The organism is Falsiroseomonas bella, assembly GCF_003173615.1.
In the GTDB taxonomy this organism is placed as follows: Bacteria; Pseudomonadota; Alphaproteobacteria; order Acetobacterales; family Acetobacteraceae; genus Falsiroseomonas; species Falsiroseomonas bella.
Genome location: NZ_QGNA01000001.1, coordinates 906,494 through 921,810, shown reverse-complemented (window position 1 = coordinate 921,810; position 15,317 = coordinate 906,494). Strand labels below are relative to the sequence as shown.

Here is a 15,317-nt window from a genome sequence, read left to right as displayed (position 1 = left end):
GAGCATCGCGCCCCTTGCGCCTTCCGGCGCCGGGGGCATCTGGCTGCGGGACCCATGAACACGCTCCTTGCCTCCCCTGCCGTCCAGCGCGCGCGCGCGAAGATCGCCATCATCGGCGCCGGCCCCGGCGGGCTCGCCGCGGCCATGCTGCTCGCGGCCTCCGGCGCCAGGGTCACCGTGTTCGAGCGCGACGGCGTGGTCGGCGGGCGCACGCGCACCCTGACAACGCCGGAAGGCTACAGCTTCGATCTCGGCCCGACCTTCTTCCTCTATCCGCGCATCCTGAAGGAGATTTTCGTCCGCTGCGGCGCGGATCTGGAGAAGGAAGTGGATCTGCGCCGGCTCGATCCGCAATACCGGCTGATCTTCGAGCACGGCACGGGCCAGACCCAGCTCGACGCCTCCTCCGACATGGACGCGATGGAGGCGGAGCTCGCGAAGTTCGCGCCCGGCGACGCCAAGGGCCTGCGCCCCTTCATGGCGGAGAACCGCGCCAAGCTCGACGTCTTCCGCCCCGTGCTCGAACGCGCCTTCGAGGCGCCGCTCGACATGGTCAAGTGGGACATGATCCGCGCGCTGCCGCTGCTGCGCCCCTGGTCCACCGTGGACCGCGACCTGGCGCGCCACTTCAAGGACCCGCGCGTCCGCCTGGCCTTCTCCTTCCAGACGAAATACCTGGGGATGAGCCCGTTCCGCTGCCCGTCCCTGTTCACCATCCTCTCCCACCTCGAATACGAGCACGGGATCTTCCACCCCATCGGCGGCTGCGGCGCCGTCTCCCACGCCATGGCGCGCGTGGCGGAACGCCTCGGCGCGGAAATCCGCCTGAATGCGCCGGTGGATCGCATCGCCTTCGACGGCAAGCGCGCCCGCGGCGTGGAAAGCGGCGGCACGCGCCACGACGCCGACGCCGTCGTCGTCAACGCCGACTTCGCGCACGCCATCCCGAAGCTGATCCCGAAGGAGCTCCGCACCACCTGGCCCGACGAGAAGATCGAGAAGGCGAACTACTCCTGCTCGACCTTCATGCTCTATCTCGGCCTCGATCGGCCCTGCCCCGAACTCGCGCACCACACCGTGCTGCTGAGCGAGGGCTACCAGGAGAACATCGCGCAGATCGAGCGCGGCGACATTCCCGAAGTGCCCTCGATGTACGTGCAGCACGCCGGCGCCACCGATCCCACCATGGCGCCCGCGGGCCACACCGCGCTGTATGTTCTGGTGCCGGTGCCCAACCTGCTCAAGCAGCCGGACTGGCCGGCACAGGCCGCACGCTACCGGGAGGTCGCGCTGGACCGCCTCCAGGCGCTCGGCCTGCCGGACCTCCGCCCGCATATCCGCTACGAGAAGATCGTCGCCCCTCAGGACTGGCGCGACGACTACGCCGTGGGCTTCGGCGCGACCTTCAACCTCTCCCACGAGCTGCGGCAGATGCTCTACTTCCGCCCGGCCAATCGCTTCCGCGACGTGGACGGCGTCTACCTGGTCGGCGGCGGCACCCACCCGGGCAGCGGCCTGCCGGTGATCTACGAAGGCGCGCGCATCACCACCAGCCTCCTGGCCAAGGACCTGGGCCTGAGCAGCGCCCCCTCCCGCCCGACCGCCGCCGGCGACCTCACCGCGGCCACGCCCGCAGCCGCCTACGGGCCGGAGCGATAGACATGGGGCTGTTCGGCGGGGGCGCTGCCCCCGCGCCCCTGCCGGGGAGCTTGAAGCTCCCCGGACCCCCACATCAGTTTATGCCCGGAAGGGAGGGGGGCACTTCGGCCCCCCTCCCTTCCGGGCATGAAGCGAATGCCGGTCCAGGAGCCTCAGGCTCCTGGTGGGGGGTGCAGGGGGGCAAAGCCCCCCTGTCGAGCATCCCCATGCTATGGATCGGCCCCGAGGAGGACTGCGTGCATGGCTGAGCGGGTGGTGGTGGTCGGTGCCGGGCTGGGCGGGTTGGCCGCTGCTGCGGTGGCGGCGGCGCGCGGGCACAAGGTGACGGTGCTCGACAAGAACCCGTGGCTGGGCGGCAAGGCGGCGGTGTTGACGCTGGATGCGCCGGACGGTTCGGGCAGTTTCCGCTTCGACATGGGTCCGACGATCCTGACCGTGCCGCGCGTGCTGCGGCGGATCTTCGCGGAGGCCGGGCGCGACCAGGCGACGGAGTTGCCGTTGATCCGGCTGGATCCGCAGTGGCGTTGCTTCTTCGATGACGGCACGCGGATCGACCTGCTCGAGAATGTGGACGCGATGGCGGCGGAGATGGACCGCTTCGCGCCGGGCACCGGCCAGGGCGCCGGCTACAAGCGTCTTCAGGCCGAGGCGGAGAACCTGCATCGCGTCTCGGAGAATTTCTTCTTCTGGAAGCCGGTGGAGGGCATCGGCGACACGCTGAACTTCAAGGCCAACCTGAACCCGGACACGCTGAAGGACGTGCTGAGCCTGAAGATGGGTCGCACGGTCGCGAAGGTGATCCGCGGCCATGTGCCGGATGCGCGGCTGGCGCAGATGCTGGACCATTACTGCCAGTATGTCGGCTCCTCGCCCTATCTGGCGCCGGCGGTGCTGACCTCGATCGCGGACATGCAGGCGCATGAGGGCGTGTGGTATCCGGTGGGCGGCACGCGCGCGGTGGCGGAGGGCCTGGCGAAGCTCGCCGCCGATCTCGGTGCCGATCTTCGCCCGAACACCGAGGTGACGGGCTTCGACGTGGTGGACGGCGCCATCAAGGGCGTGACGACCGCGAGCGGCGAAAAGATCGCCTGCGACGCTGTGATCTCCAACATGGATGCGATCCGCACCTATCGCGAGCTGATCGGCGGCGAGCCCGCGCGGAAATACGACGGCAAGGGCTTCGAGCCGGCCTGTTCCGGCGTCGTGCTCTATCTCGGCCTGAAGAAGCGCTACGAGCACCTGGCGCATCACTGCTTCGTCTTCTCCCGCGATGCGGAGGAGGAGTTCGACGCGATCTACAAGAGGGGCGAGCCCGCGCCGGACCCGACCGCCTATCTCGCCGCGACGTCCTGCAGCGACGACACCTCCGCGCCCCCGGGCGGGGAGGCGCTGTATGTGCTGGTGCACACGCCCTGGCTGCGGCCGCATCACGACTGGTCGAAGATGTTCCCGGCCTATCGCCAGAAGATCCTCGACAAGCTGAAGCGCACCGCCGGCATGGAGGACATCGAGGAGCGGATCGTGGTGGAGAGCCAGCTCACCCCGGTGGACATCCACAACCGCTACAAGGTGCTGAACGGCGCGATCTATGGTCTGGCGAGCCACGGCAGCTTCATGGGCGCCTTCAAGCCCGGCAACCGCAGCAAGTTCGTGAAGGGCCTCTATCTCTGCGGCGGCGCGGCGCATCCGGGGCCGGGCATGCCGATGGTGATGATGTCCGGCTGGATCGCGGCGGATGCGATGGACCAGGACCGCGGCGGAAGCGGCATGAGCGAGCGTGCGCGGCAGGCCGGCCGGCGCGACCGGGAACTGGCGACAGCGGCGGAGTAGCCGTGCCGTGAACCCTGCTGCGCCGAACGAGCGGAAGGCGCCGACGGAGGATCCCGTCGGCCGCTACGACCCGCGGCGCATGGCGTTCTTCCACTTCATGTTCCGGCGCTTCTTCCAGAAGCACAAGCGCGCGGCGCGCGTCGCGCGCTGGGGCATGCCGCGCGACTACGGGCATCGGCCGCTCGTCGTCTTCGCCAATCATCCTGGCTGGTGGGACGGCGTGGCCTTCATGCTGCTGTCCCAGGCGCTGTTCGTGCCGCGGCGCATGTACATCCCGATGGACAAGGCCGCACTCGACCGATACCCGTTCATGCGCCGCATCGGCGTCTTCGGCATCGAGACCGGCTCGCCGCGCGGCGCCATCGCATTCCTGAAGCTGGCGAAGGACGTGCTCGGCGCGCCCGACCGCATGCTGTGGATGAACGCGCCCGGGCGCTTCTCGGACGTGCGGGAGCGTCCGGTGCCGATCGCGCCGGGCATGACGCGCCTGCCGGAATTCGCGCCCGATGCGGTCTTCGTGCCGCTCGCGCTCGACTACCCCTTCTGGACCGAGCGCAAGGCCGAGATGCTCTGCGCCTTCGGCGAGCCCATCGAGGGACGCGCGCTGGAAGCGATGGACCGCGATGCGCGCGCCGCCGCGCTCTCCGAGGCGCTCGCCGCCACCATGGACCGCCTGGCCGGCGATGCCATCGCGCGCGATCCGGCACGGTTCGAGACCCTGCTGCGCGGGCGGGAAGGCATGGGCGGCATCTTCCAGATGTGGCGCCGCATCGTGGCGGCCGCGCGCGGGCAGCGTTACGATCCCCGCCACGATCCGCGGGAGGAAGCCGGCTGATGGACCTCGACTTCACCTGGGCCTGGCTGGCGCTGTGGCTGGCCATGTTCCCCGCGGCGATGGGCGTGGCGAACCTGTTCTTCGTGCGCCCGCCGCAGGGGAAGCCGGGCGAGGGCGCGCTGGTCTCCATCCTCGTGCCGGCCCGCAACGAGGAAGCCAACATCGCCACCTGCATCCGCCACGCGCTCGCCTCGCGCGGCGTCGCGGTGGAGGTGGTGGTGATGGATGACGGCTCGACCGACCGCACCGCGGCGATCGTGCAGGAGATCGCCGCGGCCGATCCGCGCGTGCGCCTGGAAACCTGCCCGCCGCTCCCGCCCGGCTGGACCGGCAAGGTGCATGCCTGCGCGCGCCTGGCGGAGAAGGCGCAGGGCACGCATCTGCTCTTCATCGACGCCGATGTGCGGCTGGAGCCCGACGCGGCGGCGACCATGGCCGGCCATTCGGTGCGCACGGGCGCCGCGATGGTCACCGGCGTGCCGCGGCAGGAGATCGGCAGCCTCGGAGAGGCGGTGACCGTGCCGATGATCAACTTCCTGCTCTTCTGCTACCTGCCGGGCGGGGGCCGCGCCTTCACGAAGCGGCCCGACATGGCGGCCGGCTGCGGCCAGCTGATGATGGTCGAGCGCAAGGCCTATGACGCCTCGGGCGGCCACACCGCGATCCGCGGCCTGCTGCACGATGCGCTGCAGCTCTCCCGCCGCATGCGCGCCGCGGGCTTCGCGACGGAGGTCGTGGAGGGCGCGCCGCTCGCCACCTGCCGGATGTACACGGGCTTCGCCGAGAGCTGGGCGGGCTTCATCAAGAACGCCCGCGAAGGCATGGCGACGCCGGTCGGCCTGCCGATCTGGACCGCGATGCTCGCCGGCGCCTTCCTGTGGCCGATTGCGCTGCTGCCGGAGGCCTGGGCGCTCCTTGCGCTCGCCATCGGCTTCGCGCTGCGCACCGCCGTCACGCTGCGCGTGCGCGAGCCCTGGTGGACCATTCCGCTGCACCCGCTCGCCGTCGCCGTCGCGCTGGCGATCCAGTGGACCGCGCTGGTGCGCGGGCTGATGGGCAAGCCGGCGGGGTGGAAGGGTCGCGCGTATCAACCCGACGGAACCGCCTGAGCACGATGGAAGGCAGCGGGCCCATCGCGGTCGGCCCGCCAACGCGGGACCACGACCAGGAGAACTTCCCCGTCGCCTCCCTGCTGCTGCCGAAGGCGGCACGGGCGAAGGTGATGCAGTTCTACCGCTTCGTCCGCACCGCCGACGACATCGCCGATTCCGCGACGCTCGGCGCCGCGGAGAAGCTGCGCCGGCTCGCTGCGCTGGAAGCGACGGCGCCGCGGGCGCTGGCCGATGTCGGCGCGGCGGAGGCCGTGCTGATGCTCTCCGCCTTCCGCCAGGATGCGGTGCAGACGCGCTATGCCGATTGGGCGGAGCTCGAAGCCTACTGCGCCCGCTCCGCCGATCCGGTCGGGCGGATGCTGCTGCGCGTGCATGGCGAGGATGCCGCCGCGCATCCTGCGTCCGACGCGCTCTGCACCGCGCTGCAGATCCTGAACCATCTGCAGGACCTGGTGCCGGACCGCGACGCGCTGGACCGCATCTACCTGCCGGAGCCCTGGATGGCGCTGGCGGGTGGGGAGGCGGCCTTCTTCGCGCCCCACAACCCGCAGCGCCGCGCGGTGCTGGACGCCGCGCTGGATCGCGTGGAGGCGACGCTGGAGGTCGCCGCGCCGCTGCCGCGGCTGCTGCGCTCCCGCCTGCGCCGCCAGGCCGCCGTGACGCTGGCGCTCGCCTGGCGGCTGCTGGCGAAGCTGCGCGCGGCCGATCCGGTGCTGGGCCGCGTGGCGCTGACCAAGGCCGATTTCGCCGCCGCCTTCGCCGCGCTCGCACTGTCCACGCCGTCGGACGCGGCCGTGGTGCATGCCCGCGTGGCGCGGGCGAAAAGCTCCTTCGCGCGCGGCATGCGCGTGCTGAAGGGGGAGCGGCGGCGCGCGCTCTTTGCCGTCTACGGCTTCTGCCGCGCGGTGGACGACATCGCGGACGCCGCCATGCCGCTGCCCGAGAAGCGGCGCTTCCTCGCCGGCTGGCGGGCGAAGCTCGCCGCGCCCGATTGCGCGCTCTCCGCCGAGCTCGCCTGGGCCTGCGACGCCTTTTCCTTGCCGCGCACCGAATGCGAGGCGATGGTCGCGGGCATGGAGACGGATGCGGAAGGCCGCGTGCGGATCGCCGACGAAGCGGCGCTCGACCTCTATTGCCGGCGCGTCGCGGGCAGCGTGGGCGCGCTGGCCGTGCGCATCTTCGGCGCGCCGGGCGCGGAGGCGTGGGGCCTCGCGCTCGGCCGCACCTTCCAGCTCGTGAACATTTTGCGCGACGCCGAGGAGGATGCGGCGCTGGACCGCGTCTATGTCCCGCGCAGCCTGCTCGATGCGCAGGGTGTCGCGACCGACGATGCGCGCGCGATCGTCGCGCATCCCGGCTTCGCCGCCTGCTGCGATGCGCTGGCCCGCCAGGCGCTGGAAGGTTTTGCGCACGCGGAGGCCGAGTTGCCGTCGCACGACGCGCGCGCGCTGAAGCCGGCGCGCGTGATGATGTGGGGCTATCGCCGCCTGCTGGACCGCATGCTGTCGCAGGGTTTCGGCGCACCGCGCATGCGCGCGCGCCTCACGCGCGCGGAAAAGTTCCACATGGCCCTGGTCGCGCTGAGGCCGGCATGACCTTCCATGTCGTCGGTGCCGGCGTCGCGGGCCTGGCGGGCGCGCTGCTGCTGGCCAAGGCCGGCCATCGCGTGGCGATCCACGAAGCCGCGCCGAGCCCCGGCGGCCGCGCCCGCGCGCTGCCCGACGGCACCGACAACGGCACCCATGCGCTGCTCGGCGCCAACCGTGTCGCGCTGCGCTTCCTCGGCGCGATCGGCGCGCGCGACGCCTGGATCGAGCCGGAGCCGGCGGGCCTGCCCGTACTCGACCTGGCGGACCACCAGGCGCGCTGCGTCGCGCTCTCGCCGCTCGGCTGGGCGCGCGGCGCGCGCCGGCCCGGCGGCCTCACGCTCGGCGGGCTGCTCGCGCTGATGCGGCTGGCGCTGCCCGGCGCCGACCGCACGGTGGCCGCCGCCTTCGCCGCGCATCCCGCGCTGCTGCGCACGCTGGTGGAGCCGCTGACCGTCGCCGCGCTGAACACGCCGGCCGAGGAAGCCTCCGCACGGCTTCTCGGCATCGTGCTGCGGCGGCTTGCGCTGCCGGGCGCGGCGAAGCTCTTCGTCGCATCCCGCGGCCTCGGCCCCGATCTCGTCGCGCCCGCCATCGCGACGCTCGCCTGCCACGGCGCGACGCTGCGCAGCGGCGCGCGGCTGCGCGCGATCCTGCGCGAGGGCGGCCGCGCCACCGCGCTCGACTTCGGCGAGGAGATCATCGCCCTCCAGCCGGAGGACGAGGTGATGCTCGCCGTCCCGCCCTGGGAAGCCGCGCGGCTGCTGCCGGAAGTGCCGGCGCCGGATCGCCACGCGCCGATCCTCAACCTGCATTTCGCGCATGCGACCGAAGGCCCGGTGCGCTTCATCGGCCTGCTCGGCGGCCTGGCGCAATGGGTGCTGGTGCGGCCGGGCGGCGTCGCGGTGACGGTCAGCGCCGCGGATGATTCGGTCGGCCTGTCGGACGACGTCGCCGCCGTGCGCATCTGGCCGGAGGTGCGCGAAGCCGCGCTGTCCTTCGGCCTGCCGGGCGACTGGCCCGTCGCACCGCCGCGTGCGCGCGCGGTGCGCGAGCGGCGCGCGACACCGCGCCACGGCATCACGCCGCGCCCGCGCCCGCCACGCCGTCCGCTGGCGAATGTCGCGCTCGCCGGCGACTGGACCCTGCCCGACCTGCCCGCGACCATCGAGGCCGCCGTGCGCTCCGGCGAGACCGCCGCCGCCGTGCTGATGAGCGCGCCGCTGCCGAAGGATCCCGCATGACGCCTGCCGATGCGCTGGCCGCGTTGCGCGCTGCCGAGGCGCGCGACGGCCGTCTTGCGCTCGCGCGTCGGCGCGAATTGCTGGCGCGCCTCGCCACGACGCTGCGCGATCGCGCCGAGGATTTCGTCGCCGCGCTCGATGCCGATTACGGCGGCCGCTCGCGCTACGACACGCTGCTGGCCGATGTGCTGATCGTCGCCGACGCCGCCGCCTATTCGCGCCGGTGGCTGCGCTGGTGGGCGCGGCCGCGGCGCGCCTGGGTGCCCTATCCCTTCTGGCCGACCACGGCCGCGGAGGAGCCGGTGCCGAAGGGCGTCGTCGGCATCGTCGCACCCTGGAACTATCCGGTGCAGCTCGCCCTCTGGCCCGTGGTGGACGCCATCGCCGCGGGCAACCGCGTCTGCGTGAAGCCCTCGGAGTTCGTGCCGCGCACGGCGATGCTGATCGCCGAGGTGCTGGAGACGGCGCTCGGCCCCGACATCGCGCGCTGCGTGCAAGGCGGAGCGGATGTCGCGCGCGACTTCTGCGCGCAGCCCTGGGACCACCTGATGTTCACCGGCGGCACCGCCACGGGCCGCAAGGTGGCCGAGGCCGCGGCGCGCAACCTGGTTCCCGTCACGCTCGAGCTCGGCGGCAAGTGCCCCTGCATCGTGCTGCCCGGCGCCGACCTGAACCGCGCCGCCCAGAGCATCCTGGCCGGAAAGGCGGTGAATGCGGGCCAGACCTGCATCGCGCCCGATACCGTGCTGCTGGTCGGCCACGCGCCCGAGGCCTTCGCGGCCGCCTGCCGTGCCAGCGGCATCGCGCTGCCGGAAGGCGCCATTGCCTCGGATGCGCAGGCCGCGCGGCTGGATGCCCTCGCGGCAGGCGCGCGCCTCACGCCGCTCGCCGCGGATGGCGAGGGCCGTTGCCGCGCCATCGCACTGGCGGAACCGGCGGCCGACTCGCCACTCGCACGCGACGAAATCTTCGGGCCGCTGCTCGCCGTGCAGCCTGTCGCCGACCTCGACGCCGCCATCGCCTGGATCGCATCGCGCCCCGCGCCGCTCGCGATCTACCTGTTCGGCGCGACGCGCGCGGAGGAAGGCGAAGTCGCATCCCGCACGCGCTCCGGCGCGCTGGTGACCGGGCGCGCCATCGAATACGCGGCCTTCCCCTCGCTCGGCTTCGGCGGCGTCGGCGCCTCCGGCATGGGGCGCTACCACGGGCGCGCGGGCTTCCTGGAATTCTCGGACATGCGCGCGCGCGTGCGGCACGGGCGATGGAGCCTCTCGCGCTTCTTCGACCTGCCGCGCAAGCCGATCGCGGCGAAGCTCACCAAGCAGCTGTTGAAGAAATAGCGAGGGCTCTGCCCTCGCGCTCCCGGCGGGGACGATGATCGTCCCCGCGCCCCTCCGAACGAACAAAAATGCCCGCCGGGGGACTCGAACCCCCACGCCCGATGGGCTGCGGATTTTAAGTCCGCTGCGTCTACCGTTCCGCCAGGCGGGCGAACATCAACTCGTGCTTGTTGTGCGCGCCGTGGAATAGCACGCCGCCGGGGATCGCGGCGAACTCGGCGGCGACGTCGTGGTCCGTGGCGCCCTGGAACTTCACCGTGCAGAGGATGTTCCGGGCCGTCCCCGCCGCGATCCAGCGCCGCACCAGCGCCAGCAGCCGCGCCGGATAGCAGATCACGTCGCTGAACAGCCAGTCCACCGGCGGCTCCTTCACCGGGTCGAGCCCGAAGGCGCTCTCCTGCCGCAGCGTCACGCCCGGCATCGCGGCGACGCGCGGATCGAGCGGCGCCTTGTCCACCGCCTCCACCCGCGCGCCGAGCTTCGCCAGCGCCCAGCTCCACCCGCCCGGCGAGGCGCCGAGATCGAGGCATCGCTCGCCCGGCGCGGGATGCCGGCCGAGCCGCGTCAGCGCCTCCCACAGCTTGAGATAGGCGCGCGAGGGCGGGCCCTCGCGATCCTCCACGAAGGCAACCGCGCCGTTCACGAAGGGGCTCGACTTGGTGGGCGAGCACAGCAGCCGGTCCGGCGCCAGCAGCGTCCAGGCGCCGAGATGCGACGCCGGCGCCGGTTCCGGGAAGGCCAGCGGCCGCGCCTTCACCGGCGGCAGCCGCTCCGTGATCAGCGCGGCGCGTCGGTGATGCGCAGCGAGGTAGGACGACCAGTTGCGCTGGATCGCGCGCAGCGCATCCGACGCGTCCTTCACGGAACGCACCGCGATCTCGCGCGGGTCGTTCCAGACATCCAGCGCCCAGGCGGCATGGCCCGGCGGATCGGGCGAGAGCGCGAGCAGCCCGTGCCAGGCGGCGATACGCCGCCCCGACCGGCGCAGCTCCTCCTCCAGCTCGGGCGCGAAACCCTCGGCGGCCAGCCAGGCGCTGGCGATCATCGCTGCGCCGAGATCAGCGCCGCCGCCGCCAGCAGGCCCCAGCCCACCAGCAGCGTGAGGCCGCCGAGCGGCGTGACGATGCCGATGGAGACGTCGGTCAGCGCGCGCAGGAAGACGCCACCGCAGAACATCAGCGCGCCGGCGGCGAAGCAGAAGGCCGCGACATGCACCAGCCGGCCATGCCGCCGTTCCGCCAGCAGTCCCGTGCCGATCAGCGCCAGCCCGTGCCAGGCGCCCAGCGAGGCGCCGGTATTCGCCAGCGCCGCGCGCTCCGGCGCCAAACCATGCGACGCATAGGCGGCCATCGCCACCGAAACCAGGCCGAGCAGCGCGCCGAGCGCCATCCAGATGCGGGACGACATGCCTGCCTGCTAGCCCAGTGCTGTCAGTCCGGAAAGTCGCAGCGCGCCGGCGGCGTCATGCGCGGCGCGCACGGGCTCCGGCAGGCGGCGGCCGCGCAGGCAGCGCTCCACCCAGTCCAGCGCCGTCGCCTCCGACACGCGATGCCCGATGGAGACATAGACGGGGTTCGCCCCGCGGCGCGTGCGCAGGGCCACCCCGATGCGCCTGCCCTTCCAGACCAGCGGCGCGAGCGCGCCGGGTGCGTCGGGAAGCGCACCCTCCACTTCGCCCACCAGCACGGATTTCGCGACGCCGATGCTCGGCACGTCCAGCACCAGCCCAAGCAGGCAGGCGATCCCGAAACCCTTCGGATGCGCCATCCCATGCCCGTCCACCAGCAGCAGGTCGGGTCTGGGATCGAGCCGCGCCCAGGCCGCGGCCAGCGCCGGCACCTCCCGGAACCCGAGCAGCCCGGGGACATAGGGCAGGCCGCCGCGCGTCGTCGCGCCGGCCTCGCCCAGCCGGCTCAGCGCCGGCCAGCCCAGCGCGACGATCGCGGCATGCACGGTGCGGGTCGGGTCGAAGCGCGTGGAGGAGGCGTCGGCGCCGCCGATCACCCGCACCGCGCCGATCCGGTCCGCCGTCTCGACCCGCGCGGCAAGCTCCGGAACCAGCAGGCGGGCCGCGGCGGCGGTCTCGGGAAAGGGCAGGCCGCCGGGCAGGCAGGGCATGCGGCCATGCTGGCCGCCGCCCTTCGCCGCGTCCAGCTACGCCGCGTCGCCGCGCATGGCCGGCACCAGCAGGCCGATATTGTGGCGGAACATCGCCTCGTAGGTGGGCGCCGGCCCGTCGGGGGCGGACAGCGCATCGGCATAGAGCCGGCCGCGCACCCGCACCCCGGCCTCCCGCGCCAGGCGTTCCAGCGTCGCCGGATTGGCCATGTTCTCGAGGAAGACGGCGGTGATGCCCTCGGCACGGATCTGGCGGATCAGCGCCGCGACCTGCTGCGCGCTCGGCTCGGCTTCCGTCGAGACGCCCTGCGGCGCCACGAAGCGGATGCCATAGGCGGCGCCGAAATAGCCGAAGGCGTCGTGGCTGGTGACCACCTTGCGCCGGGCCTCGGGCACGGTGGCGATCCGCTCGCGGATCCACCCGTCCAACGCCTCGATGCGCGCGGCATAGGCCTCGCCGGTGGCGAGATGCGCGGCGGCGTTCGCGGCATCCGCGCCGGCCAGGCCGCGCGCGATGGTGCGCGCAAAGAGCGCGCCGAGCCGCGGGTCCTGCCAGGCATGCGGATCCGGGACGGTGCGCGAGCGGCCGCCCTGCGCATTGCCGTGTGCATGGCCGTGGCTGTGCGCCGGCATGGTGCGCGGCACGACGCCCTCGGTCGCGGTCACCACCGGCCCGCGATAGTTCGCGCTGCGGATCATCCGGTCCATCCAGCCGTCGAAGCCGAGCCCGTTGCGCACCGCCAGCGTCGCCTCGCGCAGCGCCTGCGCATCGGAGGGCCGCGGCTGGAAGCTGTGCGCATCCGCATTCGGCCCCGCGATGCTGCGCAGCTGCACGCGATCGCCCGCGATCTGCGCCACCATGTCGCCGAGGATGGAGAAGGACGCGACCACCCGGATGCCGCCCTGCGCGCGGGCGTGGCGCGGCAGCAGCGCGGGAAGCGCCAGCGCGGCGCCGAGCAGGAGGGAGCGACGATGCATGGAGGTCCCGGGAAGCTTGTACGTTACACTATAACATAACCGAGCATGCCCGCCCGGTGCAAGCTCGCAGGCCGGCCCGCACCGCAACGACTCTGTCACGCCAGCTTCGCCCGCCTGTCATCGCCCGCGTGTAATCCCACGCCGTCGGAAGGGCGGGACGATGCTCGAGCTTCAGGGACTGACGCGCCGCTTCGGCGATCTCGTGGCTGTGGATTCTGTTCGGCTGGTCATTCCCGATGGCCAGATGGTCGGCGTCATCGGGCGGTCGGGCGCCGGCAAGTCCACGCTGCTGCGCATGGTCAACCGCCTGACCGAGCCCTCCGAGGGGCGCGTCCTGCATGAGGGCCAGGACGTCACTGCCTTGCGCGGCACGGCGCTGCGCCGCTGGCGCACCGACTGCGCCATGATCTTCCAGCAGTTCAACCTGGTGCAGCGCCTCGACGTGCTCACCAACGTGCTGGTCGGGCGGCTGAACCACCGCCCCGGCCTGCTCGGCACCGTGACCTCCCTGCTCAAGATGTTCACCGCCGAGGAGCGCGCGATGGCGATCCGCGCGCTGGATCGTTTCGACCTCGCCGCCAGCGCGCTGCAGCGGGCGGACACGCTCTCGGGCGGCCAGCAGCAGCGCGTCGCCATCTGCCGCGCCCTGCTCCAGGAGCCGAAGGTGATCCTGGCCGACGAGCCGATCGCCTCGCTCGATCCGCGCAACGCCAGGACCGTGATGGACGCGCTGCGCCAGGTGAACCGCGAGGACGGCATCACCGTGCTGACCAACCTCCATCACCTCGACACCGCGCGGCAGTATTGCGACCGCATCGTCGCGATGCAGTCCGGCCGCGTGATGTTCGACGGCACGCCGGCCGAGCTCACCGGCGCCCGCCTTCGCGAGATCTACGGCGTCTCCGAGGACGAGTTCGAGGACCAGGCCTCGGAGGACACCACCATGCGGCCACGCCCCGTCGCCGCCCGGCTCGCGGTGGCGTGACCCACGCGCCCCGCGGGCCGGCCCGTTCCGCAGGAGGTCAGTCCAGCGTCGCCCCCGCCAGCCGCACGATCGCCGGCCAGCGGGCCGCTTCCTCCCGGATGAGTGCGCCGAACTCCACCGGCGTGCCGCCGCGCAGCGCAAAACCTTGCCGCGCCAGCCCCTCCGCGATGGCGGGCCTGCGCAGCGCCTCCAGCAGCGCCGCGTTGAGCCGGGCGATCACTGGCTCCGGCGTGCCGGAAGGCGCCAGGATGCCCTGCCAGGTCACCACCTCGTAGCCAGGCAGTCCTTGTTCGGCGACGCTCGGCACCTGCGGCAGCGCCGGGTTGCGCCCCGCCGAGGTGACCGCCAGCGCCTTCAGCCGGCCGTCCCGGATATGCTCGATGGCGGCGGGCAGGGTCACCAGCAGCGCCTCCACATGCCCGGCCATCACATCCACCACCGCCGGCCCGCCGCCGCGATAGGGCACATGGGTGAAGCGGATCCCGGTGCGCTGCGTCAGCACCGCGCCCGCCAGATGGCCGATCGAGCCATTCCCCTGGGAGGCGAGCGTCATCGCCCCCTCCGCCTCCCGCGCCAGCTTCAGGAAGGAGGCGAGGTCCGTCGCCGGGTGGCGCGGATGCACCACCAGCACCTGCGGCGCGCGCACCAGCTCGATGATCGGGGCGAAGTCGCGCACCGGGTCGAAGCCGATGCGGCGATAGAGAGACGGGTTGATCGCCAGAGGGTCGGAGCCGACCAGCAGGGTGTGGCCATCCGGCCGGGCGCGGGCGACCAGCTCGAAGGCCAGGTTGCTGCCGGCGCCCGGATGGTTCTCCGCCACCACGGGCTGGCCCAGCCCGGGCGTGATGGCGCGGGCGAAGGTGCGGCCCAGGATGTCCAGGCTGCCGCCCGGCGCCACCGGGATCACGATGCGCACCGGCCGGTCCGGCCAGCCGCCCTGGGCAAGCGCGGGCGCCGGCAGCGCCGCGGCGCCGAGCAGGGCGAGGAGGGAGCGCCGGGACGCGGCCGGCAGGGGGATATCGGGCGTGTTCATGGAAATCTTTTCTGCATGGCCGCCGAAACCCTGCAAGCGAAAGATTTTCGTGCTACGCAGCCCCGAGTTCACGCCGTTGGAGTTCCACCATGTCCACCGCTGCGGAGTTGGACCGTATCGACCGCGAGATCCTGCGCCTGCTGATGCAGGACGCCTCGCGCTCCCTGGCCGAGATCGCCCAGGAGGTCGGGCTGACCCCCACCCCCTGCTGGAAGCGCATCAAGCGCATGGAGGAGCAGGGGGTCATCACCTCCCGCGTCGCCATCGTGGACCCGGCGAAGGTCGGCCTGCCGATCTCGGTCTTCGTCGCGGTGGAGACCGGCGACCACTCCGCCGACTGGATCGCCCGCTTCGCCGCCGCCGTGGAGGGCCTGCCGGAGATCGTCGAATGCTGGCGGCTCGGCGGCGACGTGGACTACCTGCTGCGCGTGGTGGTGCCGGACATGGCGGGCTACGACGCCTTCTACCGCCGGTTCGTGGCCGCCGTGCCGGCGCTCCGCAAGGTGACCGGCCGCTTCGCCATGGAGCGCGTGAAGGGCACCACTGCGCTGCCGATTTGAGGCATGGCGGCGGTTTCGCCCCGGGGGCATGACGGCT

General features: G+C 72.6%; 14 protein-coding genes and 1 tRNA gene. 9 read left to right on the top strand and 6 right to left on the bottom strand.

Features of this window, described 5'->3' with window-relative positions; translation table 11 throughout:
- Positions 1–54: 54 nt before the first annotated feature.
- From crtI to DFH01_RS04245, 7 genes are all read left to right on the top strand, one after another.
- Complete coding sequence (gene crtI / locus DFH01_RS04275) at positions 55–1,659, top strand: phytoene desaturase family protein (protein WP_109869123.1); 1,605 nt, start codon at positions 55–57, stop codon at positions 1,657–1,659.
- A gap of 240 nt (positions 1,660–1,899) precedes the next feature.
- Positions 1,900–3,489: a phytoene desaturase family protein gene (locus DFH01_RS04270; RefSeq protein WP_109869122.1), complete on the top strand. Its 1,590-nt coding sequence runs from the start codon at positions 1,900–1,902 to the stop codon at positions 3,487–3,489.
- Between the two features lie 7 nt (positions 3,490–3,496).
- Complete coding sequence (locus DFH01_RS04265; protein WP_233255951.1) at positions 3,497–4,324, top strand: lysophospholipid acyltransferase family protein; 828 nt, start codon at positions 3,497–3,499, stop codon at positions 4,322–4,324.
- Positions 4,324–5,433, top strand: a complete 1,110-nt coding sequence (locus DFH01_RS04260; RefSeq protein WP_109869121.1) for a glycosyltransferase family 2 protein — start codon at positions 4,324–4,326, stop codon at positions 5,431–5,433. The genes DFH01_RS04265 and DFH01_RS04260 overlap by 1 nt, the downstream gene beginning before the upstream one ends.
- A gap of 5 nt (positions 5,434–5,438) precedes the next feature.
- On the top strand, positions 5,439–7,031 hold the full coding sequence (locus DFH01_RS04255; protein ID WP_109869120.1) for a squalene/phytoene synthase family protein: 1,593 nt from the start codon (positions 5,439–5,441) through the stop codon (positions 7,029–7,031).
- Positions 7,028–8,266 (top strand): hydroxysqualene dehydroxylase, encoded by a 1,239-nt coding sequence (locus tag DFH01_RS04250; RefSeq protein WP_109869119.1) that lies wholly within the window; start codon positions 7,028–7,030, stop codon positions 8,264–8,266. The genes DFH01_RS04255 and DFH01_RS04250 overlap by 4 nt, the downstream gene beginning before the upstream one ends.
- Entirely contained in the window at positions 8,263–9,606 is a 1,344-nt protein-coding gene (locus tag DFH01_RS04245; protein WP_109869118.1) for an aldehyde dehydrogenase family protein, read from the top strand. Before DFH01_RS04250 ends, DFH01_RS04245 begins: the two co-directional genes overlap by 4 nt.
- A 69-nt stretch (positions 9,607–9,675) precedes the next feature.
- Here DFH01_RS04245 and DFH01_RS04240 read toward each other — a convergent pair.
- From DFH01_RS04240 to DFH01_RS04220, 5 genes are all read right to left on the bottom strand, one after another.
- Positions 9,676–9,757: transfer RNA gene (locus DFH01_RS04240), tRNA-Leu, on the bottom strand.
- Positions 9,737–10,651: an SAM-dependent methyltransferase gene (locus DFH01_RS04235; RefSeq protein ID WP_109869117.1), complete on the bottom strand. Its 915-nt coding sequence runs from the start codon at positions 10,649–10,651 to the stop codon at positions 9,737–9,739. Before DFH01_RS04235 ends, DFH01_RS04240 begins: the two co-directional genes overlap by 21 nt.
- On the bottom strand, positions 10,648–11,013 hold the full coding sequence (locus DFH01_RS04230) for a DUF423 domain-containing protein (protein WP_109869116.1): 366 nt from the start codon (positions 11,011–11,013) through the stop codon (positions 10,648–10,650). Before DFH01_RS04230 ends, DFH01_RS04235 begins: the two co-directional genes overlap by 4 nt.
- A 9-nt stretch (positions 11,014–11,022) precedes the next feature.
- Positions 11,023–11,724, bottom strand: a complete 702-nt coding sequence (locus DFH01_RS04225) for an endonuclease V (RefSeq protein WP_109869115.1) — start codon at positions 11,722–11,724, stop codon at positions 11,023–11,025.
- Between the two features lie 36 nt (positions 11,725–11,760).
- Positions 11,761–12,702: a metal ABC transporter solute-binding protein, Zn/Mn family gene (locus DFH01_RS04220; RefSeq protein WP_109869114.1), complete on the bottom strand. Its 942-nt coding sequence runs from the start codon at positions 12,700–12,702 to the stop codon at positions 11,761–11,763.
- 160 nt (positions 12,703–12,862) lie between these two features.
- Here DFH01_RS04220 and phnC point away from each other — a divergent pair, with 160 nt between their 5' ends.
- Positions 12,863–13,687, top strand: a complete 825-nt coding sequence (gene phnC, locus DFH01_RS04215) for a phosphonate ABC transporter ATP-binding protein (RefSeq protein WP_109869113.1) — start codon at positions 12,863–12,865, stop codon at positions 13,685–13,687.
- Positions 13,688–13,724: 37 nt separating this feature from the next.
- Here the strand turns inward: phnC and DFH01_RS04210 are convergent, their stop codons facing one another.
- Positions 13,725–14,720: a tripartite tricarboxylate transporter substrate binding protein gene (locus DFH01_RS04210; RefSeq protein WP_146216991.1), complete on the bottom strand. Its 996-nt coding sequence runs from the start codon at positions 14,718–14,720 to the stop codon at positions 13,725–13,727.
- Between the two features lie 89 nt (positions 14,721–14,809).
- On the opposite strand from DFH01_RS04210, the gene DFH01_RS04205 reads away from it, so the two are divergent.
- Positions 14,810–15,280 (top strand): Lrp/AsnC family transcriptional regulator, encoded by a 471-nt coding sequence (locus DFH01_RS04205; protein ID WP_199231122.1) that lies wholly within the window; start codon positions 14,810–14,812, stop codon positions 15,278–15,280.
- The last annotated feature ends 37 nt before the right edge of the window (positions 15,281–15,317 follow it).